The organism is Variovorax sp. dw_954, from assembly GCF_018449755.1.
Lineage (GTDB): Bacteria > Pseudomonadota > Gammaproteobacteria > Burkholderiales > Burkholderiaceae_C > Variovorax.
Genome location: NZ_JAAVVD010000002.1, coordinates 343790 through 367381, shown reverse-complemented (window position 1 = coordinate 367381; position 23592 = coordinate 343790). Strand labels below are relative to the sequence as shown.

Annotated in this window: 22 protein-coding genes; 13 read left to right on the top strand and 9 right to left on the bottom strand. The window is 66.8% G+C overall.

Translation table 11 applies throughout. The features are described 5' to 3' along the window. Positions 1-23: 23 nt before the first annotated feature. From HB681_RS04835 to HB681_RS04825, 3 genes are read left to right on the top strand one after another with little or no spacing between them, the layout of a single operon-like run. On the top strand, positions 24-1010 hold the full coding sequence (locus tag HB681_RS04835; RefSeq protein WP_213953633.1) for a tripartite tricarboxylate transporter substrate binding protein: 987 nt from the start codon (positions 24-26) through the stop codon (positions 1008-1010). Between the two features lie 4 nt (positions 1011-1014). Continuing rightward, positions 1015-2460 (top strand): aldehyde dehydrogenase family protein, encoded by a 1446-nt coding sequence (locus HB681_RS04830; protein WP_213953632.1) that lies wholly within the window; start codon positions 1015-1017, stop codon positions 2458-2460. Between the two features lie 8 nt (positions 2461-2468). Beyond that, on the top strand, positions 2469-4034 hold the full coding sequence (locus HB681_RS04825) for an AMP-binding protein (RefSeq protein WP_256734815.1): 1566 nt from the start codon (positions 2469-2471) through the stop codon (positions 4032-4034). 10 nt (positions 4035-4044) lie between these two features. Here HB681_RS04825 and HB681_RS04820 read toward each other — a convergent pair whose 3' ends face one another. Together HB681_RS04820 and HB681_RS04815 are read right to left on the bottom strand one after the other, a co-directional pair. Further along, complete coding sequence (locus HB681_RS04820; protein ID WP_345944622.1) at positions 4045-4356, bottom strand: DUF202 domain-containing protein; 312 nt, start codon at positions 4354-4356, stop codon at positions 4045-4047. Then, positions 4353-4724 (bottom strand): DUF202 domain-containing protein, encoded by a 372-nt coding sequence (locus HB681_RS04815; RefSeq protein ID WP_213953629.1) that lies wholly within the window; start codon positions 4722-4724, stop codon positions 4353-4355. The genes HB681_RS04820 and HB681_RS04815 overlap by 4 nt, the downstream gene beginning before the upstream one ends. Positions 4725-4956: 232 nt before the next feature. Between HB681_RS04815 and HB681_RS04810 the strand changes: the two genes are divergently transcribed. From HB681_RS04810 to HB681_RS04800, 3 genes are read left to right on the top strand one after another with little or no spacing between them, the layout of a single operon-like run. Then, a complete protein-coding gene (locus HB681_RS04810) occupies positions 4957-5895 on the top strand; it encodes a phosphate acetyltransferase (protein ID WP_213953628.1) in 939 nt (312 codons plus the stop codon). A gap of 4 nt (positions 5896-5899) precedes the next feature. Beyond that, a complete protein-coding gene (locus HB681_RS04805; protein ID WP_213953627.1) occupies positions 5900-7084 on the top strand; it encodes an acetate/propionate family kinase in 1185 nt (394 codons plus the stop codon). Further along, positions 7081-7992 carry a bestrophin family ion channel gene (locus HB681_RS04800; protein WP_213953626.1) on the top strand — a complete coding sequence of 304 codons (912 nt, stop codon included), beginning with the start codon at positions 7081-7083 and terminating at the stop codon, positions 7990-7992. Before HB681_RS04805 ends, HB681_RS04800 begins: the two co-directional genes overlap by 4 nt. A gap of 96 nt (positions 7993-8088) precedes the next feature. On the opposite strand, the gene HB681_RS04795 is transcribed toward HB681_RS04800, so the two are convergent. After that, positions 8089-8862, bottom strand: a complete 774-nt coding sequence (locus HB681_RS04795) for an enoyl-CoA hydratase (protein ID WP_213953625.1) — start codon at positions 8860-8862, stop codon at positions 8089-8091. A gap of 15 nt (positions 8863-8877) precedes the next feature. Then, complete coding sequence (locus HB681_RS04790; RefSeq protein WP_345944621.1) at positions 8878-9639, bottom strand: IclR family transcriptional regulator; 762 nt, start codon at positions 9637-9639, stop codon at positions 8878-8880. A gap of 164 nt (positions 9640-9803) precedes the next feature. Here HB681_RS04790 and HB681_RS04785 point away from each other — a divergent pair, with 164 nt between their 5' ends. Beyond that, positions 9804-11441, top strand: coding sequence for a choline dehydrogenase (locus HB681_RS04785; protein ID WP_213953623.1), 1638 nt, complete (start codon positions 9804-9806; stop codon positions 11439-11441). A 50-nt stretch (positions 11442-11491) separates the two neighbouring features. Next, entirely contained in the window at positions 11492-12820 is a 1329-nt protein-coding gene (locus tag HB681_RS04780; RefSeq protein ID WP_213953622.1) for an MFS transporter, read from the top strand. Positions 12821-12926: 106 nt separating this feature from the next. Here HB681_RS04780 and HB681_RS04775 read toward each other — a convergent pair whose 3' ends face one another. After that, a complete protein-coding gene (locus tag HB681_RS04775; RefSeq protein WP_213953621.1) occupies positions 12927-13562 on the bottom strand; it encodes a hypothetical protein in 636 nt (211 codons plus the stop codon). Between the two features lie 76 nt (positions 13563-13638). Continuing rightward, positions 13639-13962: a hypothetical protein gene (locus HB681_RS04770; protein WP_213953620.1), complete on the bottom strand. Its 324-nt coding sequence runs from the start codon at positions 13960-13962 to the stop codon at positions 13639-13641. A gap of 230 nt (positions 13963-14192) precedes the next feature. Between HB681_RS04770 and HB681_RS04765 the strand changes: the two genes are divergently transcribed. Beyond that, positions 14193-15953 (top strand): winged helix-turn-helix domain-containing protein, encoded by a 1761-nt coding sequence (locus HB681_RS04765; protein ID WP_213953619.1) that lies wholly within the window; start codon positions 14193-14195, stop codon positions 15951-15953. Between the two features lie 26 nt (positions 15954-15979). Here the strand turns inward: HB681_RS04765 and HB681_RS04760 are convergent, their stop codons facing one another. The 3 genes from HB681_RS04760 to HB681_RS04750 form a co-directional block, all read right to left on the bottom strand. Next, on the bottom strand, positions 15980-16942 hold the full coding sequence (locus tag HB681_RS04760; RefSeq protein ID WP_213953618.1) for a glucose 1-dehydrogenase: 963 nt from the start codon (positions 16940-16942) through the stop codon (positions 15980-15982). A gap of 92 nt (positions 16943-17034) precedes the next feature. Beyond that, the gene (locus tag HB681_RS04755) at positions 17035-18339 is read right to left on the bottom strand and encodes a UDP-N-acetylglucosamine 1-carboxyvinyltransferase (protein WP_213953617.1); all 1305 of its coding nucleotides are present in this window, start codon (positions 18337-18339) and stop codon (positions 17035-17037) included. Between the two features lie 286 nt (positions 18340-18625). Then, positions 18626-19039 carry an FKBP-type peptidyl-prolyl cis-trans isomerase gene (locus HB681_RS04750; protein WP_213953616.1) on the bottom strand — a complete coding sequence of 138 codons (414 nt, stop codon included), beginning with the start codon at positions 19037-19039 and terminating at the stop codon, positions 18626-18628. A 104-nt stretch (positions 19040-19143) separates the two neighbouring features. Here HB681_RS04750 and eat point away from each other — a divergent pair, with 104 nt between their 5' ends. The 4 genes from eat (at position 19144) to HB681_RS04730 (ending at position 23491) form a co-directional block, all read left to right on the top strand. Continuing rightward, positions 19144-20508 (top strand): ethanolamine permease, encoded by a 1365-nt coding sequence (gene eat / locus HB681_RS04745; RefSeq protein ID WP_213953615.1) that lies wholly within the window; start codon positions 19144-19146, stop codon positions 20506-20508. Between the two features lie 16 nt (positions 20509-20524). Continuing rightward, positions 20525-21922: an ethanolamine ammonia-lyase subunit EutB gene (locus HB681_RS04740; RefSeq protein ID WP_213953614.1), complete on the top strand. Its 1398-nt coding sequence runs from the start codon at positions 20525-20527 to the stop codon at positions 21920-21922. A 31-nt stretch (positions 21923-21953) separates the two neighbouring features. Beyond that, positions 21954-22739, top strand: coding sequence for an ethanolamine ammonia-lyase subunit EutC (eutC, locus tag HB681_RS04735; RefSeq protein ID WP_213953613.1), 786 nt, complete (start codon positions 21954-21956; stop codon positions 22737-22739). Between the two features lie 164 nt (positions 22740-22903). After that, positions 22904-23491: a peroxidase-related enzyme gene (locus tag HB681_RS04730; protein ID WP_213953612.1), complete on the top strand. Its 588-nt coding sequence runs from the start codon at positions 22904-22906 to the stop codon at positions 23489-23491. Positions 23492-23592: the final 101 nt, after the last annotated feature.

Here is a 23592-nt window from a genome sequence, read left to right as displayed (position 1 = left end):
GCGAACAGACGGAGCAACGAAGAATGAACTGCCTTGCACGCTTGCTCAGGTTCAGCCTGCTCGCCGCCATGGCGCTCGGCGCCGGCCTGGGCGCCCAGGCCCAGCCCGCCAACGACTACCCCACCAGGCCGATCCGACTCGTCGTCCCCTACCCGCCCGGCGGCGGCACCGACGTCATCGCGCGCATCGTGCAGGAGCGCATGCAGGCGCTGCTCGGGCAGCCGCTGGTGATCGACAACCGCGGCGGCGCGGCCGGCTCCATCGGCACCGACATGGTGGCCAAGGCGGCGCCCGACGGCTATACCGTGCTGTTCACGCTGTCGTCGCACACGATCAACCCCGCCATCTACCCCAAGCTGCCCTTCGACACGGCCAGGGACTTCGAGCCGGTCGGCATGGTGGCGTCTCTGCCGCAGATCCTCGTGGCCTATCCGCAGTTCAGGCCCAACACGATCGCCGAACTGGTGACGCTGGGCAAGGAGAAGCCGGGCACGCTGTCGTTCGCGTCGGTCGGCAACGGCTCGCCCGGGCACCTGGCTGGCGAGTTGTTCAAGCTGCGCACCGACGTGGCGATGACGCACATCCCCTATCGCGGCGGCGGCCCCGCCGTGACCGACGTGATGGGCGGGCAGGTGCCGCTGCTGTGGGTGTCGATTCCCGCGGCGGCGCAGTTCGTGAAGGCCGGCAAGCTCAAGGCGCTCGCCGTGTCGACGACCAAGCGCAGCGCCGCCTTCCCCGACGTGCCGACCATGCAGGAGGCCGGCATTGCCGATTTCGACGTCGACTCCTGGTACGCGGTGTTCGTGCCGGCCAAGACGCCGAGGCCGATCATCGACAAGCTCAGCAAGGCCATCGACACCGTCGTGCACGAACCCGACATCCGCGACAAGCTGCTGGCCCAGGGCAGCGAAGGCGTCGGCGGCACGCCGGAGGCCTTGGGCATGGTGGTCAACGCCGAGCTCGCGCGCTGGAGCAAGCTGGTCAAGGAAGCCCACATCTCGGTGGATTGAACGAATGGCACAACCGACATCTCCCCTGCCCGATGGCCCCATCGCCGAACTCGTGGCCCGCGCCCGCGCCGCGCAACGCATCTACGAAACATGGTCGCAGGAACAGGTCGACATTGCCGTGGTCGCGGCGGGCTGGGCCATCATCGAGCCCACCCGCAATCGGGAACTCGCAGAGCTGGCAGTTGCCGACACCGGCGTCGGCAATGTCGAGGACAAGGTCCGCAAGAACCACCGCAAGACCTTCGGCCTGCTGCGCGACCTCAAGGGCGCGCGTTCGGTGGGCGTGATCGCCGAAGACCCGGCAACGGGCATCGTCGAGATCGCGCGGCCGGTGGGCGTGGTGTGCGCCATCACGCCCTCCACCAACCCCGGCGCGACGCCTGCGAACAAGATCATCAATGCACTCAAGGGGCGCAACGCGGTGATAGTCGCGCCCTCCCCCAAGGGCTGGTCCACGGCGGCGCGGCTCATCGAATTCATCCACCAGCAGTTCGACCGCATCGGCGCGCCGCACGACCTGGTGCAACTGTTGCCGGCCCCGGTCAACAAGCAATCGACGGCGGAGCTGATGCGCCTGTGCGACCTGGTGGTGGCGACCGGTTCGCAAGCCAACGTGCGCGCCGCCTATGCGAGCGGAACGCCGGCCTTCGGCGTGGGCGCGGGCAACGTGGCCGGCATCGTGGACGAGACGGCGGACGTGAGCGCGGCGGCGGACCGCATCGTGCGCTCGAAGACCTTCGACAACGCGACCAGTTGCTCGTCGGAGAACAGCCTGGTGATCGTCGACGCGGTGCGCCCGCGGATGCTGGCTGCCCTCAAGGACCGCGGCGCCGTCATGCTCGCCGCCGCGCAGAAGGCCACGCTGCAGGCGTTGATGTGGCCGCAGGGCAAGCTCTCGCCCGCCGTCATCGGCCAGTCGGCGCGCGCCATCTGCGAGCGCGCGGCCGCCCTCGACGGCGCCAACCGCGAGGGGTGGCTGGCCATTGCCTCGACCGACCCGCGCATCCTCATGGTCGCCGAGGATGGCGTCGGCCATGACCATCCGTTCTCCGGCGAAAAGCTGAGCCCCGTGCTTGCCATCTATGCGGCGCGCGATTTCGAAGAGGCCGCGGCGACGGTCGCGCGCATCTACGCCTACGAAGGCGCGGGCCATTCGGTCGGCCTGCACAGCGCCGTGCCAGAGCGCGCGCTCCAGCTCGGCCTCCATCTGCCGGTCTCGCGCGTGATCGTCGACCAGGCGCACTGCATCGCCACCGGCGGCAGCTTCGACAACGGCCTGCCCTTCTCGCTCTCGATGGGCTGCGGCACCTGGGGCAGGAACAATTTCTCCGACAACATGAACTACCGGCACTACCTCAACATCACGCGCATCTCGCGGCCGATACCGGAGCGCGTGCCGAACGAGGAAGAAATCTTCGGCGCGTACTTTGCGCAGCACGGTGCGGACTGAACATGGGGTTGACGCGCACCGTTCATGAACTGATCGAGCATCGAGCGGCGACGCAGCCTTCCGCGACCTATGCAGTGTCCGCCGAGGACGGCCGCAGCATCGACTACGCCGAACTGGCCCGAGGCTGCCGCACCGTCGCGGCCGTGCTGCAACGCAATGGCGCGCGACCGGGCGATACCGTTTCGATCGTGATGCCCAACGGCCTGCAGACGCTGCGCCTGCTGCTGGGCGCGATGCATACCGGCCTGTGCGTCAACCCGGTCAACCTGGTCTCGCAGCCCGAGCAGATGCGCTATGTGCTGATGCACTCCGACTGCCGCACCGTGTGCGTGGCGCCCGAATGGGAGGCCCGCGTGCGCGCCATGCTGGAGGACATCGGGCGCGAGGTGGCGGTGCTCGTCGTGGACCCCGATGCCGCGACCCTGCCCGGCGAAACCGATGAATCCGATCAGGCAATCCAGGCACCGGCACCCGCTCCCGACGCCATCGCCCTGCTGATGTACACCTCCGGCACCACCGGCCAACCCAAGGGCGTGATGCTGACCCAGGCCAATCTCTCGGCCAATGCGCATGCCATCAGCCATGAACACGCGCTGGCCGCCAGCGACCGCGTGCTGGCCGTGCTGCCGCTCTATCACATCAACGCCTTCGCCGTGACCATGCTCGCGCCGCTCGCGCATGGCGGCAGCCTGGCGATGCCGGCGCGCTTCTCCGCCGGCCGCTTCTGGACGCAGGCGACGACGACGCAATGCACCTGGATCAACGTCGTGCCGACGATGATTTCCTACCTGCTCGAGGGCGACGCACCGCCGCGCGAAGAGACGGCCGCGATCCGCTTCTGCCGTTCCGCCTCCGCCGCCCTGCCGCCCGAGCATCACCGCGCCTTCGAAGCCATGTTCGGCATCGGCATCGTCGAGACCATGGGCCTCACCGAGACCGCGGCGCCCTCCTTCTCCAACCCGATGGCGCCGCAGCAGCGCAAGCTCGGCTCGGTCGGCCGCGCGTCAGGCTGCGAGGCGCGCGTGATCGACGCGGCACTGCTTGAAGTGCCCGACGGCGTCACCGGCGAACTGGCGATTCGCGGCCCCAACGTCATGCTCAGCTACTACAAGAACGAGCAGGCCACCCGCGACAGTTTCACGCCCGATGGCTGGCTGCGCACCGGCGACCTGGGTCACCGCGATGCGGACGGCTTCTTCTTCGTCACCGGCCGCATCAAGGAACTCATCATCAAGGGCGGCGAGAACATCGCGCCGCGCGAGATCGACGAGGCCCTGCTCCGGCACCCCGCGGTGCGCGAAGCCGCCGCGGTGGGTGTGCCCGACAAGCACTACGGCCAGCAGATCGGCGCATGCATCGTGCTGCGCGAAGGCATCGCCGTCGATGAAGCCGCGCTGCGCAGCTTCTGCGAGACAACGCTGGGCCGCTTCAAGACGCCGGCCTACTTCCGCATCGTCGACGACCTGCCGCGCGGACCGTCCGGTAAGGTGCAGCGCCTCAAGCTCGCTCCCCTGTTCGACATGCAGGAAGCGGTTGCGCAAGGCCATGCGCCCAATGCCGCGCGAAAGGCGTGAAGATTTCGATTCACACCCTTTCGATCAGCGTTGCGGCAATGGAAACCACGGCCCCGACGCAAACAACCACGGCCGTCCACTTGAGCAGGTGGCCGGCCGGCGCGACGCGCACGCCCGTGCTCACAAGATCAACCCGCCGCCGCATCGCGATCAGCACCAGCCCGAGCGCGCCGAACAGCATCACCGCACCGCCCACGCCCAGCAGCACGCTGTGGGCGGCGAGCGCCAATTTCAGGTAGACCACGGCGCACACCAGGGCCGAGATGGCCGTGCGCGTCCACGCCATCGCCGTGCGCTCCGGCTGCAGGCCCGGGTCCCTCACACCAGCCCCGCAAGCGCCAGGGTCACCAGGACTGCGGAGGCGAACAGCAGCAAGGCCAGCACAGCGAGCGACTTCGAGCCCGGCAGCGGCCGGTCATGGCGCATCGCGATCTCGTTGCCCCTCCAGCGCCAATACGCCGCGGCGGCCAGCAGCGCGGCAATGCCGCTGCCCACCACCGCGAGCACCGACACATACGGATGCCCGGGCGAGCGCGTGGCCAGCTGGTCGAACAGCACGGCGCCCGCCAGCAACGCGAGCGCCGTGCGGACCCAGGCGAGGAAGGTGCGCTCGTTCGCCAGCGAGAAGCGGTAGTCAGGTTCGTGGCCTTCCCGCTGCCACGCGGGCCGGCGATCTGGTGGTGGGTTCATGGCAAGCCTCATCGATCGGATGGCACAAGTATCGACTCGCTCGCAGCGAGCGCGATACGGTGCACGGACCCACGATACAAACGCGCACGCCGCCTGTCTTGATACGGCCTTGATCCAAAGGCACACTTACGCTCCTTCAGCGGGCGCCAGCCAGGCGCCGTGCCCGGACTTCCTCCAGTCAATCGCACTTCGCGCAGGGGCGCTGCGCCAACCATCCACAAGGCAGGGCACCATGGACAGACCCCACGACAAATACAACCGCCTCATCGAGCGCTGCCAGGCGCTCACCCCCACGCCGACCGCGGTCGCGCATCCCTGCGACCAGAGTTCGCTGGAAGGCGCCCTCCAGGCGGCGCGGCTGGGTCTCATCGCACCGATCCTCGTGGGGCCGACCGCCCGCATCCTGGCCGTGGCCGAGGCATGCGGCCTGGACCTCACGGGCATACCCATCGTGGATGCCCCCTTCAGCGTCGCCTCCGCGGAGATGGCCGTGCAACTGGTGCGCGAGGGCAAGGCCGAGGCGCTGATGAAGGGCAGCCTGCACACCGACGAACTGATGGGCGCGGTGGTCAAGAGCGGGACGGGCCTGCGCACCGCGCGGCGCGTGAGCCATTGCTTCGTGATGGACGTGCCCGGCCATGACGACGCACTCATCATCACCGACGCGGCCGTGAACATTGCGCCCACGCTCGAGGTCAAGGCCGACATCCTGCAGAACGCGATCGACCTCGCCCACGCGCTGCAGATCGACGAGGTGCGCGTGGCCGTTCTCTCGGCGATGGAAACCGTCAATCCCAAGGTGCCGTCCACGCTCGACGCCGCCGCCCTGTGCAAGATGATGGACCGGGGCCAGGTCACGGGCGCGCTCATCGACGGCCCGCTGGCGCTGGACAACGCCATCGACCCGGAGGCCGCACGCGTCAAGGGCATCAAGTCGCCGGTGGCCGGTCGCGCCAACGTGCTGCTGGTGCCCGACCTGGAAGCAGGCAACATGCTGGCCAAGAGCCTGTCCTTCCTGGCCGGCGCGGACACGGCGGGCATCGTGCTCGGCGCGCGGGTGCCGATCATCCTGACCAGCCGGGCCGACTCGCTCATCGCCAGGCTCGCATCGTGCGCGGTGGCGGCGCTGGTCGCGCAAGCCCGCCGCGAAAGCGCCAAGCTGCTAGGCTGACCGCATGTCCGATGTCGTCCTCGTCCTCAATGCCGGCTCCTCGAGCATCAAGTTCAGTGTCTTCGAAGCGGAGGGAGAAAACATCCCGTTGTTCAACGGCCAGGTCGAAGGCCTGTACACCGCGCCCCGCTTCACCGCCAAGTCGGCGATCGGAACGCGCATCGGCGATCGCGAATGGGGCGATGGCATCGCGCTGGGTCATGAGGGGGCCATCGCCTTCCTGATCGAGTTCTTCCGTGAGCAACTCGCCGGTCACAGCCTCGTTGCAGTCGGCCATCGCGTGGTGCACGGGGGGCTGGCTTTCGCGCAGCCAGTGCGCATCGATGCCGACGTGATCGCGGCGCTGCGCAAGTTGAGCCCGCTGGCACCGCTCCATCAGCCGCACAACCTCGGGCCGATCGAGATCATCGCGAAGCTCCAGCCCAAGCTGCTCCAGGTCGCCTGCTTCGACACGGCCTTCCATCGCCGCCAACCGGAGGTCGCGCAAGCCTTCGCACTGCCGCCGTCCATCACTGACCGCGGCGTGCGGCGCTATGGGTTCCACGGGCTCTCGTACGAGTACATCGCCAGCGTGCTGGGCGGGTTCGATGCGAAGGCGGCGTCAGGGCGCACCATCGTTGCGCACCTGGGCAACGGAAGCAGCATGTGCGCGATGGTCGACGGCCGAAGCGTCGCCAGCACGATGGGTTTCACCGCGCTCGACGGCCTGCCGATGGGCACGCGTTGCGGCAGCCTCGACCCGGGCGTGCTGCTCTACCTGATGGACGAGATGGCAATGGACGTGCGTGCCATCGAAGACCTGATCTACAAGCAGTCGGGGCTGCTCGGCGTGTCGGGCGTGTCCAGCGACATGCGGGTGCTGCAGGCGAGCGAGGACCCGCGCGCCAGGCAGGCGGTCGACTTGTTCGTCTACCGGCTGGGGCGCGAACTGGGATCGCTGGCCGCGGCGGCCGGCGGGGTCGATGCGCTGGTTTTCACCGCCGGCATCGGCGAGCACTCAGCGTCGATTCGCGAGCGCGCCTGCCGCGACGCAGCCTGGCTGGGCATCGCGCTGGACCCGGTGGCCAACCAATCGGGCGGGCCGCGCATCAGCACGGCTGCGAGCAAGGTGTCGGTGTGGGTCATACCCACCAACGAGGAGCTGATGATCGCGCGCCACGCGATGAAGATCTCGCAGGCCGGCGGGTGATCGTCCGGCCGCCGCTCCATTGGCTGCGCATGGTGTTCGTGTGGCGCGGCTCGGTGCTGCGCGACATCGCGCCGCAGTTGCTGCTGGTCACCGGCTTCGCGATCCTCGTCACCGTGATGCACGGGCGGCTGTTCGAGTGGAAGGTTCCGCTCAACTTCGTGCCCTTCTCCCTCATCGGCCTGACGCTGGCCATCTTCCTGGGCTTTCGCAACAACACCAGCTACGCGCGCTACTGGGAGGCGCGCATGCTCTGGGGCAGTGTGCTCAACGAGACGCGCACGATGCTGCGCCAGGCGCTCACCCTGGTGGACCCGCCCGGCGAAGTGCCATTGCTCGCGGGACGGTTGATCGCGTTCGTGCATGCGCTGCGCCACCAACTGCGCAAGACCGAGCCCTCGGCCGATCTCGAACGGCTGCTCTCTCCGGAAGACCGCGCGCGCCTGCAGACGACGCTGTTCAAGCCCGCGATGCTGTTGCTCCTGGCCGGCGAATGGGTGCGCGACCGCCGGCAGGCCGGCCAGCTTGCGCCTACGCTGGTTCCCGCGGTCGAACATCCGCTGGGCCGGTTGACCGAAGCGCTGGGTGGTTGCGAGCGCATCGCCAGCACGCCGATCCCGTTCACCTACGCGGTCATCATCCACCGCACGATCTTCCTGTACAGCGTGCTGCTGCCGTTCGGCCTCATCGACTCCATCGGCCCGATGACGCCGGTGATCGTGGCCTTCATCGGCTACACCTTCTTCGCGCTCGAAGCCCTGGCCGCTGAGATCGAGGAGCCCTTTGGGACGGAGCAGAACGACCTGGCGCTGGACACGATGTCGCGAATGATCGAGTCGACGCTGCGCGAGATGCTGGGAGAGCCACAGCGGCCGATCGCCATGGAGCCCGACATCTACATCCACACCTGATCGCTTGAAGCTTTCTACTGCGGCCACCGATCTCGCGACGAAATCTTCAAGCCTTCATATATCAGAGTCCGTGCGAAAGCCGAGGCCTGTTATCAGCTACTTCCGCTTCAGGAACGCCGCCATGAAGCGCTGCGGCTCGCCCGTCGCATAGGCGCTCGCGAACTCCTCCACGCCGTTGCGGATGGAGGATTCCAGCGGCTCCTGCTGCCATTCGCGCAGAAGGCGCTTCTGCTGTCGCATCACGGAAGGTCCGTAGCCCGCGAACTTCCGCGCCATGCGCTCGACTTCGTCGTCAAGCCGCTCCTGCGGCACGACGATGTCCACCAGGCCCCAGGCCAGGGCCTGGGCGGCATCGATGTTGTCGCCGGTCATCAACAGCCAGTTCGCGCGCGCCTGCCCGATCAGGCGCGGCAACAGCGCCGCATGAATGATCGATGGAATGCCGACCTTCACCTCCGGCATGCCCAACTGCGCACGATTGGAGGCGATGCGCAAGTCGCAAGCCGCCGCGAGTTCCAGCCCACCGCCCAGCGCCCAGCCGGACAGGCGCGCGATCACCGGGCTCGGGAACAGCCGCACCGCCTCGCAAAGGCCGCGCAGCTTGTCGATGAACACGCGCGCGCTGTCGACGTCGAGCGCGCCCATCTCCCGGATGTCGGCGCCACCCACGAAGGCCCTGTCGCCAGCGCCGCGCAGCACCAGCACGCGCACTTCGCTCTCCGCGGCAAGTTGCGAGATGGCTTGACGCACGTCGTCGATGACCGGGGTGCCGATGATGTTCAGCGCGTTGGCCGAGCGGATCGTGACGGTGGCGATGCCGTCGGCTTGCATGGCGAGGGTTGCGTGTTCGTATTCAGGCATGTTGTTCATGGTCGCAGGAGGGCGTCAGAGCAAGGGTGTCATCCGCGCGGCGGCGGCCTTCAACGCGTCGATGCGTTTCAGCGCGTCCTTCAGCGTCATGCGCGCCGTCGGCGCATGCAAGGCGATGGCTGCGCGCACTTCGCCGGCCGCGTTGCGCACCGGCACCGCCACGGCGATCAGCCCGGCGATGAACTCCTCCGCATCGCAGGAATGGCCGCGCACGGCGATCGCATCGCATTCGGCGCGCAGTTTCGCCGTCGACACGATGGTGTTGCGCGTCATGCGCGTGAGCGTGAGGCCGGCGATGAGCCGGTCGCGCTCCTTGCCCAGCATCTGCGACAGGAACAGCTTGCCGCTGGCCGTGCAATGCAGCGGCACATGCGAGCCGACATCGAGCGTCAGCCGCAGCGGCCAATGGGCCTCGACACGGTCGAGGTACAGCACCTGCGCGCCATCGAGGGTGGTGAAGTTGCAGGTCTCGTCCACCTGCCGCACCAGGTCCGCCAGGACGTCATGACGCAGCCCGCGCACCACGCCATGATTGAGCGTGTCGAAAGCCAGCTGCCGCAGCGCCGGGCCGACGTTGTAGAAGCGCTCCTCCACATCCCGCGCCAGGAAGCCGGCGGCCAGCAACTGCGTGCAGATGCGGTGCGCGGTGCCCTTGGGCAAGGCCAGCTGGGCGGCCAGTTCGGCGAGCGACAAGGCGCGCCCCTCGCTCGCCAGCAGCGACAGCAGGCGAAGGCTGCGCTCGGCCGATGAGCCGCTGCCGGCGACATCGGCAGTCACGGACTCCGACTCGGCAGCCTGTGAACTCGCTGCGGCTCTCTTTGGCCGGGCTGATGTCATCCGGGTAAACCTCTAAATTAAATGGAACCTTTCGTTCCGAAAATTTACGACACAATCCGGGCCGCAACGAAGCGATTGTTCCACTGCCGGACGCACCTCCATCCATGACCGAGAAAGAGTTCGACTACATCGTCGTCGGCGCCGGCTCCGCGGGCTGCGTGCTGGCCGCGCGGTTGAGCGAAGACCCGGCCACGCGCGTGCTCCTGCTCGAAGCCGGGCCGCCCGACAACTCGCCGTGGATCCACCTGCCCATCGGCTACGGCAAGACCATGTGGAGCCCGGTCTACAACTGGCGCTTCGAGACCGACCCCGACCCGGGCATGAACGGCCGCCGCATCTACTGGCCGCGCGGCAAGACGCTCGGCGGCAGCAGCTCGATCAACGGCCTCATCTACATCCGCGGCCAGCGCGAGGACTACGACCACTGGGCCGAGCTCGGCAACACCGGGTGGGGCTACGACGACGTGCTGCCCTACTTCATCAAGTCCGAAGGCAACCAGCGCGGCGGCATGCCGCTGCACGGAAGCGATGGGCCCCTGAAGGTCTCGGACATCGGCGCGAAGCATGAACTCATCGAGGCTTTCATCCAGGGCGCTGGACAGATCGGCGTGCCGCGCACCGACGACTTCAACGGCGCACAGCAGGAAGGCGCGGGCTACTACCAACTCAACACATTCAACGGCCTGCGCTGCAGCACGGCCAAGGCCTACCTCGCGCCCGCGAAGCACCGCGCCAACCTGTGCATCGAGACCGAAGCCTTCGCGGCCAGCCTCGTGATGGAGGGCCGGCGCGCCATCGGCGTGCGCTACCGCCAGGGCGGAGAGCTGAAGACGGCGCGCTGCAAGGCCGAAGTGCTGTTGTCGGCCGGCGCGATCCAGTCGCCGCAACTGCTGCAGTTGTCGGGCATCGGGCCGCGCGCGCTGCTCGACCGGCTCGGCGTACCCGTGGTGCACGACGCGCGCGGCGTCGGCGAGAACCTGCAGGACCACCTGCAGATCCGCCTCGGCTACGAATGCACGAAGGCGATCACCACCAACGACCAGCTCAACTCGTGGTTCGGCAAGGCCAGCCTCGGCATCGAATGGCTGCTGCACCGTACCGGCGCGCTCGCCATCGGCATCAACCAGGGCGGCTGCTTCATGCGGGCGCTGAAGGACGCTGGCGGCAAGCCCGTGGCCGCCACGCCCGACATCCAGTTCCACGTGGCCACGCTGTCGGCCGACATGGCGGGCGGCAAGGTGCATCCCTATTCGGGCTTCACGATGTCGGTGTGCCAGTTGCGGCCCGAGTCGCGCGGTCACGTGCGCGCCCGCTCGCGCGACCCTTTCGAGGCGCCCGAGATGCAGCCCAACTACCTGTCGAAGGAACTCGACCGCCGCACCGCCGTCGCAGCCGTGCGCGCCGCGCGCGCCATCGCGCACTCGCCCGCCATGCGCCCCTACGTGAAGCGCGAGGTCAAGCCGGGCCCCGAGGCCGCGAGCGATGCCGACCTGCTCGAGTTCTGCCGCAACAACGGCGCGACCATCTTCCACCCGAGCGGCACCTGCAAGATGGGCAACGACACGCTGGCCGTGGTCGATGCGCGCCTGCGTGTGCACGACATCGGCGGCCTGCGCGTGGTCGACTGCTCCATCATGCCCACGCTCGTCTCCGGCAACACCAACGGACCCGTCGTGATGATGGCCGAGAAGGCCGCCGACATGATCCGCGAGGACGCCGGGCACCCGATCCGCTTTCCGTAGCCGCCGCCCGCGAGGGCATCCACAAAGACACTTCATCTGGAGACAAACCCATGAGTGCGACAACAACAGACGAAAAAGCGATACGCAAGGTGGTCATCTCGGCCCTGGTGGGCGCCACGATCGAGTGGTACGACTTCTTCCTCTACGGCGTGGTGGCCGGCATCGTGTTCAACAAGCTCTACTTCCCCGGCAGCGATCCGGTGGTGTCGACGCTGCTCGCGTATGCGACCTTCGCGGTCGGCTTCGTCACGCGACCGCTCGGCGGCGTGATCTTCGGGCACTTCGGCGACCGCATCGGGCGCAAGGCCATGCTGATCATCACGCTCATGATCATGGGCGTGGCCACCTTCCTCATCGGCCTGGTGCCGACCTATGCGCAGATCGGCATCGCGGCGCCGCTCCTCCTGTTGCTGCTTCGCGTCGCGCAGGGCATCGGCCTCGGTGGCGAATGGGGTGGCGCGGTGTTGATGGCGTACGAATACGCGCCGAAGGAAAAGCGCGGCTTCTACGCCTCCCTGCCGCAGATCGGCCTGGCCATCGGCCTGTGCATGGCTTCGGGCGTGGTGGCGCTGCTCTCGTCGGTGCTCACCGACGAGCAGTTCATGTCCTGGGGCTGGCGCATCGCCTTCCTGCTCTCCGGCGCAATGGTGGTGGTCGGCATGTACATCCGCCTGCACGTCCAGGAGACGCCCGAGTTCACCGCCATCAAGGCACGCAACGCCGAGGCGCGCATTCCCTTCATGGACATGATCCGCCGCTACCCGGGCAACGTGTTGAAGGGCATGGGCGCGCGCTACATCGACGGCGTGTTCTTCAACATCTTCGGCGTGTTCTCGATCAACTACCTGACCAGCACCCTGAAGATCAGCCGCACCGACGCGCTGCTGGGCGTGATGGCCGCCGCGGTGGTGATGTGCTTCACCATCCCGATCTTCGGCCGCCTGTCGGACAGGATCGGCCGCAGCAAGGTCTACCTGTGGGGCTCGCTGGTCACGGCCATCGCCGCCTTCCCCGGCTTCTGGCTCATGACGCACAGCGACGGCAACGTGTTCCTGATCTGGCTGGCGATCATCGTGCCCTTCGGCATCTTCTACGCGTCGGTGTACGGCCCGGAGGCCGCGCTGTTCTGCGACCTGTTCGACGCCAAGGTGCGCTACACCGGAATCTCCTTCGTCTACCAGTTCTCGGGCATCTTCGCCTCGGGCATCACGCCAATCATCGCCACCGCGCTGCTCAAGTCCGGCGGCGGGCAGCCGTGGCAGATCTGCATGTACGTGCTGTTCGCGGGCGTGGTGTCGGCGATCTGCGCATGGATGATAGGGCGGGCCGGGGACAACACGGATACGGTGCAGCAGGCGGACCTGCGAGCGCGGGCCTGAAGAAGCCGATCATGAATATGCCGTGACAGAGGGTGGACCCGAGCGCGCTCGAACGACGTCCTTCAAGAGCGAGTTGCCATCAGTGCCCGCACTTGCGCACTTGCGTTCAATCCACCGTGAAACGAGTGGCTGTCACCGTGCCGCCGATGTGTTCGATCAGGGTGACCTCGTCCGCCGCATACTGGTCGATCGTAAAAGTGCCTGTGTAGCTGTCACGCGAGTGGCTCAGGGTGACCGTCTCACGGATGATTGCGGGTCCCAAAAAGACAGAGGGCGAGGAAGGCGGCACTGAATCGGTGCTGCTGTAGCTGAGCCCGACATGCTTGAGCTTGTAGGTCGAATTCCCGATCTGCTCCCACACGCCCATGCAAACGTCCCCGGTACTGGGCGCACGGCCGCCGGAGACCAGGACTTCCGTTCCGTCACTGTGCCACTGTGCCGTGCCGAAATCGATCAAAGCTCCGTTCGGAATCGGGATCGGGTACGCCGTGCCGTCGGAGACGAGCGTGACTTTCCACATTCCGACGATCCCGGTGGCGTTGGACGCAGGTCTTCCCGTGTTGTCTTCATGCATCCGGCCCGCTGCGCCGGATATGCCCCAATTCGGCGGTTTCCCGGAAGCTCCGGTATACATGCCACAGCCGGCCAGGGCCTCGCCGGTTGCCGCTGCGCCCGCGATGCCCATACCGAGCACAAAAAGGTGCCTGCCTATGTAACGCCGCAGTGTCGATCTTGCATTCATGACGAACTCCTTCAGATGGGGGAACGAGTGCCGCTGGCTTTCTCACATGCCTGCGGAGGGATCAGGCCGCGCTGCATCAGATGCGGCGGAGCAGCCAGACGAATGCGACAGCGCCAGCCATGCTTGCGGCCAGCGTCGTCGTCAAACCGGGTTCGCCTTCGTTCGGAGCACGAGGGGAGGAAATGGCGGCGCGAGCACCAAGGGTCGGTTCCTGCGACGCGAACAGGTCCGGCGAAAACGGGCTGTAGATGGCCGAGCCCAGCGAGGGTGGTTCGGCTTGCAACACTTGCTGCGTGGTGGCCAGGACCGGGCTATGGTTCTGAGCACTGGCCGAGGCCCACACGGCGACGCTTCCGATCGATACGAGGACGGCGGCCGTCCGTCGGGAGAGAAATTTCATGCTGGATCCATGGAGATTCGACTCGAAGAGACGATGCACCACGATAGGTTCCACGCCCTGAAGCCGACACGAACGCGAGACGATCGTCTGCCGACCGACCCGATCGATTCCCGATCGCTCTACGAAATGCCGGCGTGGCGAGGCCTTCAAGACCTTGGGAAGGAGGAACAAAATCCGCTTGCTTGGTCGCCGCACAAGATGCAGCATGCAAATCCGAGAGGGGTCGATCCATGAACGACGAGCCATCGACGATCAAAGAGCGAATCCCGCAGACGATTGCTTCATTGCGGGCGCGGGCGGAGGTTGTCGCGTCCGTCCGGTTCGCGGATTTTGAGTTCGATTTCCAACGCGATGAGCTTCGGCGCGATGGCGTCCTGATTCCGCTCCGACCAAAGCCCGGCGCCCTCCTGCGCTATCTGCTCGCCAATCCCCGGAGGCTTGTCAGCAAATCCGAACTGATGGAGCACCTATGGGGCGACGTGGTCGTGACCGACGACTCGCTGGTCCAATGCGTTGGCGAGTTGCGCAGCAGGATGGGCGACCAGGGCCCGAAGCTGATCACGACCCACCCGCGGCGCGGCTACAGGTTTGAGGCAGAGGTTCGTTCTTGCAGCCCCGAAGAGCCCGGCCTCGCTCCTGACACTGCCGATCCGGGCGCAGCGGCAAGCACTTCGCCGGCAACGATCACGCGAGTACCACCACGCCGCACCTGGCGCGGCGCTGGACTGACGCTCGCGCTGGGGGTGTTCGCCATCGCTGGCGGTGCGGTCTACCTTCGGCCTGCAACCGCGCCGACGCCTTATCGCATTGACGACGAGATCGCAAGGCGATATTCGCTTGTCGTGATGCCCTTCCGGGACGGGACCGCTTCCGCGCCAAAGGCGGTCAGAGAGGGGATGGTGGATGAGATTGCCTCGCTGATTACGCAACGGCAAAACGCAATCGTCATTCGTTCGGCATCGCCCGTCGGCGCGCGCTACGCAATGAGCGGCACCGTCTCGGCAAACGGTGCGGGTATCGTCGTATCAGTCCAGGTCAAGTCGGTGGCCGATGGCACTATTGTCTGGTCAGAACATTACGACTACCCCGATCGAAATGATCCCCGGATCAACCTCGACGTCGCAATGCGCACGGCCGGCGGCCTCAGGCTTCGCCAACTTGAGCTTCACAAGGCCAGGGTAAGTGCTCCCGGATATCGCTTTGACCCCGCCGATCTCACCTTGTCCGGTTGGGAAGACATCGACCGCCGACAGACTGCACAAGACGTCAGCAGGGGGAAGGCCCGATTCGAGGAAGCCCTGAAGGCCGACCCCGAGTCAGTGATAGCACTCACGGGGCTTGGAGCAGCGTTGATGTCCGAGCGCTTTGGATCCTCAGGTGAGCCGGCACCCCGCGACGTGGACGAATCCGAACGCGTCGCAGCAAAGGCCATCAACATCGCACCGAACGACACCGTCGCCCTCATCAACTGGGCAAACGTGCTGCTCTTTCGAGGGCAGCCGGCGCTAGCTCTTCCCTTCTACGAAAAGGCTGTACTGCGTGCGCCGTCCAATCCCAATGCGCATCTGAGGTACGCCACCATCCTGCTGATCGTTGGACGTTCGGGCGAGACTCAGCCTCAAATAGAAGACGCCATGCGCATCGGGCATCGCGATCCGCGAAACATGGCCAATGCATACTTTGTGGCCTCGAACGTTGCCTTTGTCGCCGGAGACGATGAGAAAGCCTACGCGCTTGCACTGCGCTCGCTTGCGGAAAGGCCCACCTTCGGCAGTTCGTACGCCATCCTCGCATCCATCGATGCGCTGCATGGCCGCTCGGCCCAAGCGGCGAAGAACATGGCGGAGCATCGCAGGCTGATGCCCTACAGCACCATCGAGCGTTACGTCATCAACAATCCATCCGGCTCGGACAGCTATCTGGCGAGTCGAAATCGCATGGTAGAAGGCTTGCGTGCGGCGGGCTTGCCGGAGCACCTTTCAATGAATTGAGGGCTTTCTGCCATCACCACGTCCAATTACTTTGTGGGAGAAAAGTTGAAGTGTCGTCCTTGGCCGGTGGTGCGATGAACCTGCCGAGAGAGCGTCCATCGAGGCCTCAACGAATCACTCCGCGCACCGGTTTCATCGCGTCCAGACCTCAGCCTTGCGCCTGCGGTGCCAGCACCGAGCGCAGCATCTCGCGCCGCTGGTTGCTCTCGCTCCACAGCCCCGCAGGAGATGCCGCCATCGACGACCAGCGCATGGCCGTTGACGAAGCTCGAATCGTCGCTGGCCAGCCAGAGCGCGGCATTGGCAATGTCGTCGGGCACGCCGGCGCGTTGCAGCGGCTGCACGTTGGCCAGCGCCATCAGCATGATGCCGGCCGAACGCTCGGCTTCTTCCGCGTCAAGGCCCATGCCGCGCCCGAAGATCGGCGTGGCGACGCCGCCCGGGCAGATGCAATTGACACGCACCCCGCTCTCGCCGAGCTCGGTCGCCACGCTGCGGGTCAGGTTGATCACCGCGGCTTTCGCGGCCGCATAGGCGTGGCCGGAAAATCCGGCTTGCAGGCCGGCGACGCTGGCCGTGCTTACGATGCTGCCCGAGCCCTGTCGCTTCATGATCGGCGCTGCGTGCTTCATGCCGAGGTACGCGCTGCGCACCAGCACGGCCATCGCGTGGTCCCAGCCCTCCGCGGCAAGGTTCTCGATGGGACCGCCGGGACCGGGAATGCCGGCGTTGTTGAACAGGCAATCCAGCCGCCCGAACATGGAAAGCGCCACGTCGATGGCCTCCTGCACATCGGCCTCCCGGCTCACGTCGGTGTGCTGGAAGACCACCTGCGGACCCAGCTCATCGGCCAGCCGCCTGCCGCGCTCGTCCTGCAGATCGGCGATCACGACCTTCGCGCCCTCGCGCGCAAACAGCCGCACGCTCGCCTCTCCGATGCCGCTTGCGCCGCCGGTGATGACCGCTACCTTGGAATCCAGACGTCCCATGATCGAAACCTTCCCATGTTGTGTGAATGGAGCGATCCGCACTGTGCCATGGCGCGCGGCGCGTATCCACGAGAGCGGCCTGGGAGACTCCCTTACTCCTCGCTGGTCCACTCCACCTGCACGCCAAGGCTGCGCAGGTTCTCGACGAAGTTCGGATGGGCGCGCCGGATGGGCGTGGCGTTGCGGATCTCGGAGCGCCCTTCGATGCTGGCCGCCACCATGAACAGCGCGATCGCGACGCGAATGATGTACGGGCTCTCGACCACGGCCGGGGTCAGCGGATTGCCGCCGAAGGTGATGAGCCGGTGCGGGTCCGACGAGAACACATGCGCGCCGAACTTGGACAACTCGCCGGTCCAGCCCAGCGCGCCGTCATACACCTTGTTCCAGAACATCGCGTTGCCCTGCGCCCGCACGCCCAGCGCGATGAAGATGGGCAACAGGTCGACCGGGAAGTAAGGCCACGGCGCCGCCTCGACCTTGGTCAGCACGTTGCTGGAGAAAGGCGTCTGCACCTTCAGCGGACCGGTGCAGGTGGCACGCGACCAGCCGTCCTCGTGGGTGATCTTCACGCCGAACTTCTCGAAGGTGCGGTCGAGCAGCGGAAAGGTTTCGGGCGCGCTGTTGCGCACGATCACGTCGCCGCCCGTGATGGCGCCGAGCGCCAGGAAGGTGGTGATCTCGTGGAAGTCCTCGTCAAAGCGGAACTCGCCGCCGCTCAGCTTGCTGCCGCCGTGCACCGTCAGGCGCGAGGTACCCATGCCCTCGATGCGCACGCCCATCATGGCCATGAAGCGGCAGAACTCCTGCACGTGCGGCTCGGAGGCGGCATTGGTCAGCGTCGACGTGCCATGCGCGGCAGCGGCGCACAGCACGAAGTTCTCGGTGGTCGTGACCGACGCGTAGTCGAGCCAGTGATCGTTGGGAAGCAGCGCGCCGTTGGCCCGGCGCACGATCAGCGATCCCTCGGCGCGTTCGACCTCGCTGCCGAAGCGGCGGAACACGTCGACGTGCGGGTCGATCTCGCGCACGCCGAGCGTGCAGCCCTTGACGTTGTCTTCCAGCCGCGCCACGCCGAAGCGCGCCAGCAGCGGCGGCACCAGCATGATCGACGAACGCATCTCCTCGGGCAGGCGGTGGTTCTTGCAGTCGAACACCGTGGCGTGGTGGTGCAGTTCGAGCGTACCGGTGGCATGGTCCATCTTCACGTCGCTGCCGAGCGTGCGGAAGATCTCGAGGATCTTGCGGACATCGGTGATGTCCGGCACGCCGAGCAGGCGCAACGGTTCGCAGGTGAGCAAGGTGGCGCAAAGCACCGGCAGCACGGCGTTCTTGTTGGCCGAAGGGATGATGCGGCCACGCAGGGGCGTGCCGCCGTGAACGACGAGATTGGTCATGGGAACGGGGGTGGAATGTTGCGAAGCAGGCGCCTCGGCGCGGTGCGATGGCATGAACTGTAGCCTCCGAAAAGCCGTTCACCGGGTGCAAACGTGACAAAGCGGAAATTGCGCATCGCCAGGGAGACGCTTCTCACGCAAGGGCCCTCACCGCCCCGGTTTCACCGCACGCGCGGACCCTCGAAGCGCCGCTGCGCATGTCCGATGAGGCCGATCGAAGGATCGACGCCGACCGCCTGGGGCCGCCCAGGTGTGCCCGCGATCGGCCATGAATTGGCGTGGTCGCTCAGCGTCCCTTGATCGAAATCAGCTCGACTTCGAAATTGAGCGTGGCATTGGGCGGAATCGTGCCGCCTGCGCCCTTCGAGCCGTAGGCGATGGCGGGCGGGCAAGTCAGCTTGGCCTTGCCGCCGGGCTTCATCTTCTGCACGCCTTCGGTCCAGCACGGAATCACGCGGTTGAGCGGGAACTCGGCGGGCTCGCCGCGCGAATAGGAGCTGTCGAACTCCTTGCCGGTATCGGGGAAGGTGCCGCGATAGTTCACCTTGACGGTGTCGGTGGCGGACGGCGATGCGCCCGTGCCGTCCTTGATCGACTCGTAGACCAGGCCGCTGGGCGTGGTCTCGGGCTTGCTTTGGGCCCACGTGGCGGCCGGGACGATGCAGAGAGAAAGAAGAACGGCACTGAGGGTAAGACGCACGGTATTTCCTTGATGAGCAGAAAGCGGCCATTATTGCCAAGCAACACGGGTGGCATTCCTCTTGCTCGCCACTTCCATCGCCACTCGTGTAACAGGAAGCCAACATGTCCTCCGGCCTCAGGAAAGTGCTTGGTCCCGTCCAGTTGTGGGGCATTGCCGTCGGCCTGGTGATCTCGGGCGAATACTTCGGCTGGAGCTACGGCTGGAACACGGCCGGCACGCTGGGCTTCCTGCTGGCGACGGTGCTGGTCGCCACCATGTACACCACCTTCATCTTCAGCTTCACCGAGCTGTCGACCGCCATACCGCACGCGGGCGGGCCGTTCGCCTATGCGCGCCGCGCATTCGGGCCGACCGGCGGCTTCATCGCCGGCTTTGCCACGCTGGTGGAATTCGTGTTCGCGCCGCCAGCGATCTCGCTGGCCATCGGTGCCTATCTCAACGTGCAGTTCCCGGGCATCAATCCGAAGTGGTTCGCGCTGGGGGCCTACGTGATCTTCATTGCGCTGAACTGGGTCGGCGTCGGCATCGCGGCCGCGTTCGAGCTGTTCGTGACGGTGCTGGCCATCGTCGAGCTGCTGGTGTTCATGGGCGTGGTCACGCCGGGCTGGACGCTGGCCAACTTCACCGCCAATGGCTGGGCCGGCGGCGAGGTGCTGAACGGCGCGGCCATCTCCGGCATCTTCGCGTCGATCCCCTTCGCGATCTGGTTCTTCCTCGCCATCGAGGGCGCGGCCATGGCGGCCGAGGAAGCGCGCGACCCGCACCGCACCATCCCCATTGCCTACACCACCGGCATCCTGACGCTGGTGCTGCTGGCCTTCGGCGTGATGGTCTTCGCGGGTGGCGTCGGCGACTGGCGCAAGCTGGCCAACATCAACGACCCGCTGCCGCAGGCGATGAAGGTGGTCGTCGGCGACAACAGCGGCTGGATGCACATGCTGGTGTGGATCGGGCTGTTCGGGCTGATCGCGTCCTTCCACGGGATCATCATGGGCTACTCGCGCCAGATCTTCGCGCTGGCCCGTGCCGGCTACCTGCCGGGCTTCCTCGCGGCGCTCAGCCCGCGTTTCAACACGCCGCATCGCGCGCTGCTCGCCGGCGGCGCGATCGGCATCGCGGCCATCTTCAGCGACGAGTGGGTGCAGTTCGGCGGTCAGACGCTCACGGCCAACATCGTCACGATGTCGGTGCTGGGCGCGATCGTGATGTACCTGGTCTCGATGGCGGCGTTGTTCAAGTTGCGCGCCGCCGAGCCGGGCCTGGAGCGCACGTACCGGGCGCCCTTCTACCCGGTGTTCCCGGCCATCGCGCTACTGCTCGGGCTGGTTTGCCTTGGCGCGATGATCTGGTTCAACGGCTTGCTGACACTGCTGTTCTGCGGTCTCATGGCGGTCGCCTATGCATACTTCCGCGCCACGGCCGCCCAACGCCACGCGGCCGCGCCCGACACCATGCTCTCGACCTGATCCAACGCCCTGAAACATGCGCTACAGCACGACCATCGACTCGCAGGTTTTTGTGTTCGACGACCTGAGGCAGGTGATGGCCTTCGCCAGCCCGGCCCGCTCCGGCGACTATCTGGCCGGCATCGGCGCCGCCACGGCGCAGCAGCGCATGGCCGCCCGCCACGTGCTGGCCGACATGCCGCTTAAGCAGTTCCTCACCGAGGCGCTGGTGCCCTATGAAGACGACAACATCACGCGGCTCATCATCGATAGTCATGACGGCGAGGCCTTCGCGCCGGTGGCGCATCTCACGGTCGGCGACTTCCGCAACTGGCTGCTGTCCGGATTGGCCACCACCGAAGCGCTCCGCGAACTCGCGCCCGGCCTCACGCCCGAGATGGTGGCCGCAGTGTCGAAGCTCATGCGCAACCAGGACCTGATCGCCGTGGCCCGCAAGTGCAGCGTGGTCACGCGCTTTCGCAACACGCTCGGCCTGCCGGGCCACCTGGCGGTGCGACTGCAGCCCAACCATCCGACGGACAACCTGCGCGGCGTGGCCGCCTCCACGCTGGACGGCTTGCTGATGGGGGCGGGCGACGCGGTGATCGGCATCAACCCGGTCTCCGACAGCCTGCCGGTGCTGGGCTCGCTGCTGCGCATGCTGGACGAGGTGATCCAGCGCTTCGAGATACCCACGCAAGGCTGCATCCTCACGCATGTGACCAACACGATCCGTCTGGCGGAGGCGGGTGCGCCGGTGGACCTGGTGTTCCAGTCGATCGGCGGCACCGAGAAGACCAACCTCTCGTTCGGCGTGACGCCGGCATTGCTGGACGAGGCCTACGCGGCGGCGCTGTCGCTCGGGCGCGGCACCGTGGGCCACAACGTCATGTACTTCGAGACCGGCCAAGGCAGCGCGCTGTCGGCCAACGCCAACTCCGGCGTCGACCAGCAGACCTGCGAAGCGCGCGCCTATGCGCTCGCGCGGCGCTACAAGCCGCTGCTCATCAACACCGTGGTCGGCTTCATCGGGCCGGAGTACCTCTACGACGGCAAGCAGATCATCCGCGCGGGCCTGGAAGACCACTTCTGCGGCAAGCTGCTCGGCCTGCCGATCGGCTGCGACGTCTGCTACACCAATCATGCCGAGGCCGACCAGGACGACATGGACACGCTGCTGGTGCTGCTCGGCGCCGCCGGCATCAACTTCATCATGGGCGTGCCGGGCGCCGACGACGTGATGCTCAACTACCAGAGCACCTCCTTCCACGACGCGCTCTTCCTGCGCGAGACGCTGGGCCTGAAGCGCGCGCCGGAGTTCGAGGACTGGCTGCAGCGCATGCGCATCACCTCGCCCGACGGCGGCCTCGAAACGCCCTCGACCAACCGCCTGCTGCACGGCATGGGCCAGCTTGCCGCGCTGGGCGCGTCATGACCGGGGCCATTCCCACGCACAAGGATTCCCAATGACCGCCGTCACGCCCAGCCCCTGGACCTCCTGGCGCGCCGCCACGCCGGCGCGCCTCGCGCTGGGCCGCGCCGGCAACGGGATGCCGACCGACGAAACCCTGCGCTTCGGCTGGGCCCATGCGATGGCCCGCGACGCGATCCATGCGCCCCTCGATGCCGATGCCCTTGAACGCGAACTCGATGCTGGCGGCTGGACCACCACGCGGGCCCGCAGCCGCGCCGGCGATCGCACCACCTACCTGCGCCGGCCGGACCTCGGTCGCCGCCTCGATGCGGACGACGCGGACCGCTTGCGCGCGGCCCTGGGCGAGCGGCCGGGCGAAGGCTGCGACGTCTGCCTCGTCATCGGCGACGGGCTGTCCTCACTCGCAGTCGCGCGTCATGCCGCACCGCTGCTCGCGGCCTTGCGCCCGCACCTGCCGCCGGCGCTTCGCCTCTCCCCTGTGGTCATCGCGACGCAGGCTCGCGTCGCGCTTGCCGACGACATCGGCGAACTGTTCGGCGCCAGGCTCTCGGTCATGCTGATCGGCGAGCGCCCCGGCCTCAGCTCACCCGACAGCCTGGGCATCTACCTCACGCACGCGCCGCGCCATGGCCGCCACGACGCCGAGCGCAATTGCATCTCGAACGTGCGACCCGAGGGGCTGGCCTATGACACCGCCGCTTTCAAGCTGTCGTGGCTCATGCGCGAGGCGCTGCACCGCGGCTTGAGCGGTATCGCGCTCAAGGACGAGAGCGATCACGCGGTGCTGCCGGACGACCAAGGGCCGGCGCTGCCCTGACACGGCTCCGCCATCGAACGTACGACTGCATTGGATCGCCTTGCCGTTCTGCGGCACTGTCTGCGGCGCTGCGCCTCGTTCCGCGCTTGCTTGCAAAGCCGCATGAGGCGCCAGGCGCAGGCGTGCGTCCTATCATGCCCACCCGACAACAAGACGAGACACCCATGCCCGCCCGTTACCCCCTTGCCGAACTGGCTGACCTGCCCGAAGACATCCGCGCCGCCATCCTCGCCGTGCAGGAAAAGGCCGGGTTCGTGCCCAACGTATTCCTCGGCCTCGCGCGGCGCCCCGCCGAATGGCGCGCCTTCTTCGCCTATCACGATGCGCTCATGCTGAAAGAGGAAGGCTCGCTGACCAAGGGCGACCGCGAGATGATCGTCACCACCACCAGCGCGCGCAACCAGTGCCTCTATTGCGTGGTGGCCCATGGCGCGCTGCTGCGCATCTACGAGAAGAAGCCCCTGGTCGCCGACCAGGTCGCGGTGAACTATCGCAAGGCCGACATCACGCCGCGCCAGCGCGCCATGCTCGACTTCGCCATGAAAGTCTGCGATCGCTCGCACGAGATCGACGAAGCCGACTTCCCTCCCCTGCACGCGCACGGCTTCGACGACGAGGACATCTGGGACATCGCCGCCATCACAGCCTTCTTCGGCCTCTCCAACCGCCTGGCCAGCTTCAGCGGCATGCAGCCGAACCCGGAGTTCTTCCTGATGGGGCGCGTGCCCCGGGAAAAAAAGCAAGCGCAATAGTCCCGTCTCCTTTCCAGGAACACCGCGGAACCGGCTTCGCCGGGCCGCTGGTGTTGCCCCCGGTCGGGGGGGGAGAGCCGCAACGCGGCGACCTGGGGGCG

Excerpts from the sequence above, each read along its gene's own strand:
- HB681_RS04835 (WP_213953633.1), top strand. The coding sequence starts at position 24 with ATGAACTGCCTTGCACGCTTGCTCAGGTTCAGCCTGCTCGCCGCCATG.
- HB681_RS04830 (WP_213953632.1), top strand. The coding sequence starts at position 1,015 with ATGGCACAACCGACATCTCCCCTGCCCGATGGCCCCATCGCCGAACTC.
- HB681_RS04815 (WP_213953629.1), bottom strand. The coding sequence starts at position 4,724 with ATGAACCCACCACCAGATCGCCGGCCCGCGTGGCAGCGGGAAGGCCAC.
- HB681_RS04810 (WP_213953628.1), top strand. The coding sequence starts at position 4,957 with ATGGACAGACCCCACGACAAATACAACCGCCTCATCGAGCGCTGCCAG.
- HB681_RS04805 (WP_213953627.1), top strand. The coding sequence starts at position 5,900 with ATGTCCGATGTCGTCCTCGTCCTCAATGCCGGCTCCTCGAGCATCAAG.
- HB681_RS04795 (WP_213953625.1), bottom strand. The coding sequence starts at position 8,862 with ATGAACAACATGCCTGAATACGAACACGCAACCCTCGCCATGCAAGCC.
- HB681_RS04785 (WP_213953623.1), top strand. The coding sequence starts at position 9,804 with ATGACCGAGAAAGAGTTCGACTACATCGTCGTCGGCGCCGGCTCCGCG.
- HB681_RS04780 (WP_213953622.1), top strand. The coding sequence starts at position 11,492 with ATGAGTGCGACAACAACAGACGAAAAAGCGATACGCAAGGTGGTCATC.
- HB681_RS04775 (WP_213953621.1), bottom strand. The coding sequence starts at position 13,562 with ATGAATGCAAGATCGACACTGCGGCGTTACATAGGCAGGCACCTTTTT.
- HB681_RS04770 (WP_213953620.1), bottom strand. The coding sequence starts at position 13,962 with ATGAAATTTCTCTCCCGACGGACGGCCGCCGTCCTCGTATCGATCGGA.
- HB681_RS04765 (WP_213953619.1), top strand. The coding sequence starts at position 14,193 with ATGAACGACGAGCCATCGACGATCAAAGAGCGAATCCCGCAGACGATT.
- HB681_RS04760 (WP_213953618.1), bottom strand. The coding sequence starts at position 16,942 with ATGGGACGTCTGGATTCCAAGGTAGCGGTCATCACCGGCGGCGCAAGC.
- HB681_RS04755 (WP_213953617.1), bottom strand. The coding sequence starts at position 18,339 with ATGACCAATCTCGTCGTTCACGGCGGCACGCCCCTGCGTGGCCGCATC.
- eat (WP_213953615.1), top strand. The coding sequence starts at position 19,144 with ATGTCCTCCGGCCTCAGGAAAGTGCTTGGTCCCGTCCAGTTGTGGGGC.
- HB681_RS04740 (WP_213953614.1), top strand. The coding sequence starts at position 20,525 with ATGCGCTACAGCACGACCATCGACTCGCAGGTTTTTGTGTTCGACGAC.
- eutC (WP_213953613.1), top strand. The coding sequence starts at position 21,954 with ATGACCGCCGTCACGCCCAGCCCCTGGACCTCCTGGCGCGCCGCCACG.
- HB681_RS04730 (WP_213953612.1), top strand. The coding sequence starts at position 22,904 with ATGCCCGCCCGTTACCCCCTTGCCGAACTGGCTGACCTGCCCGAAGAC.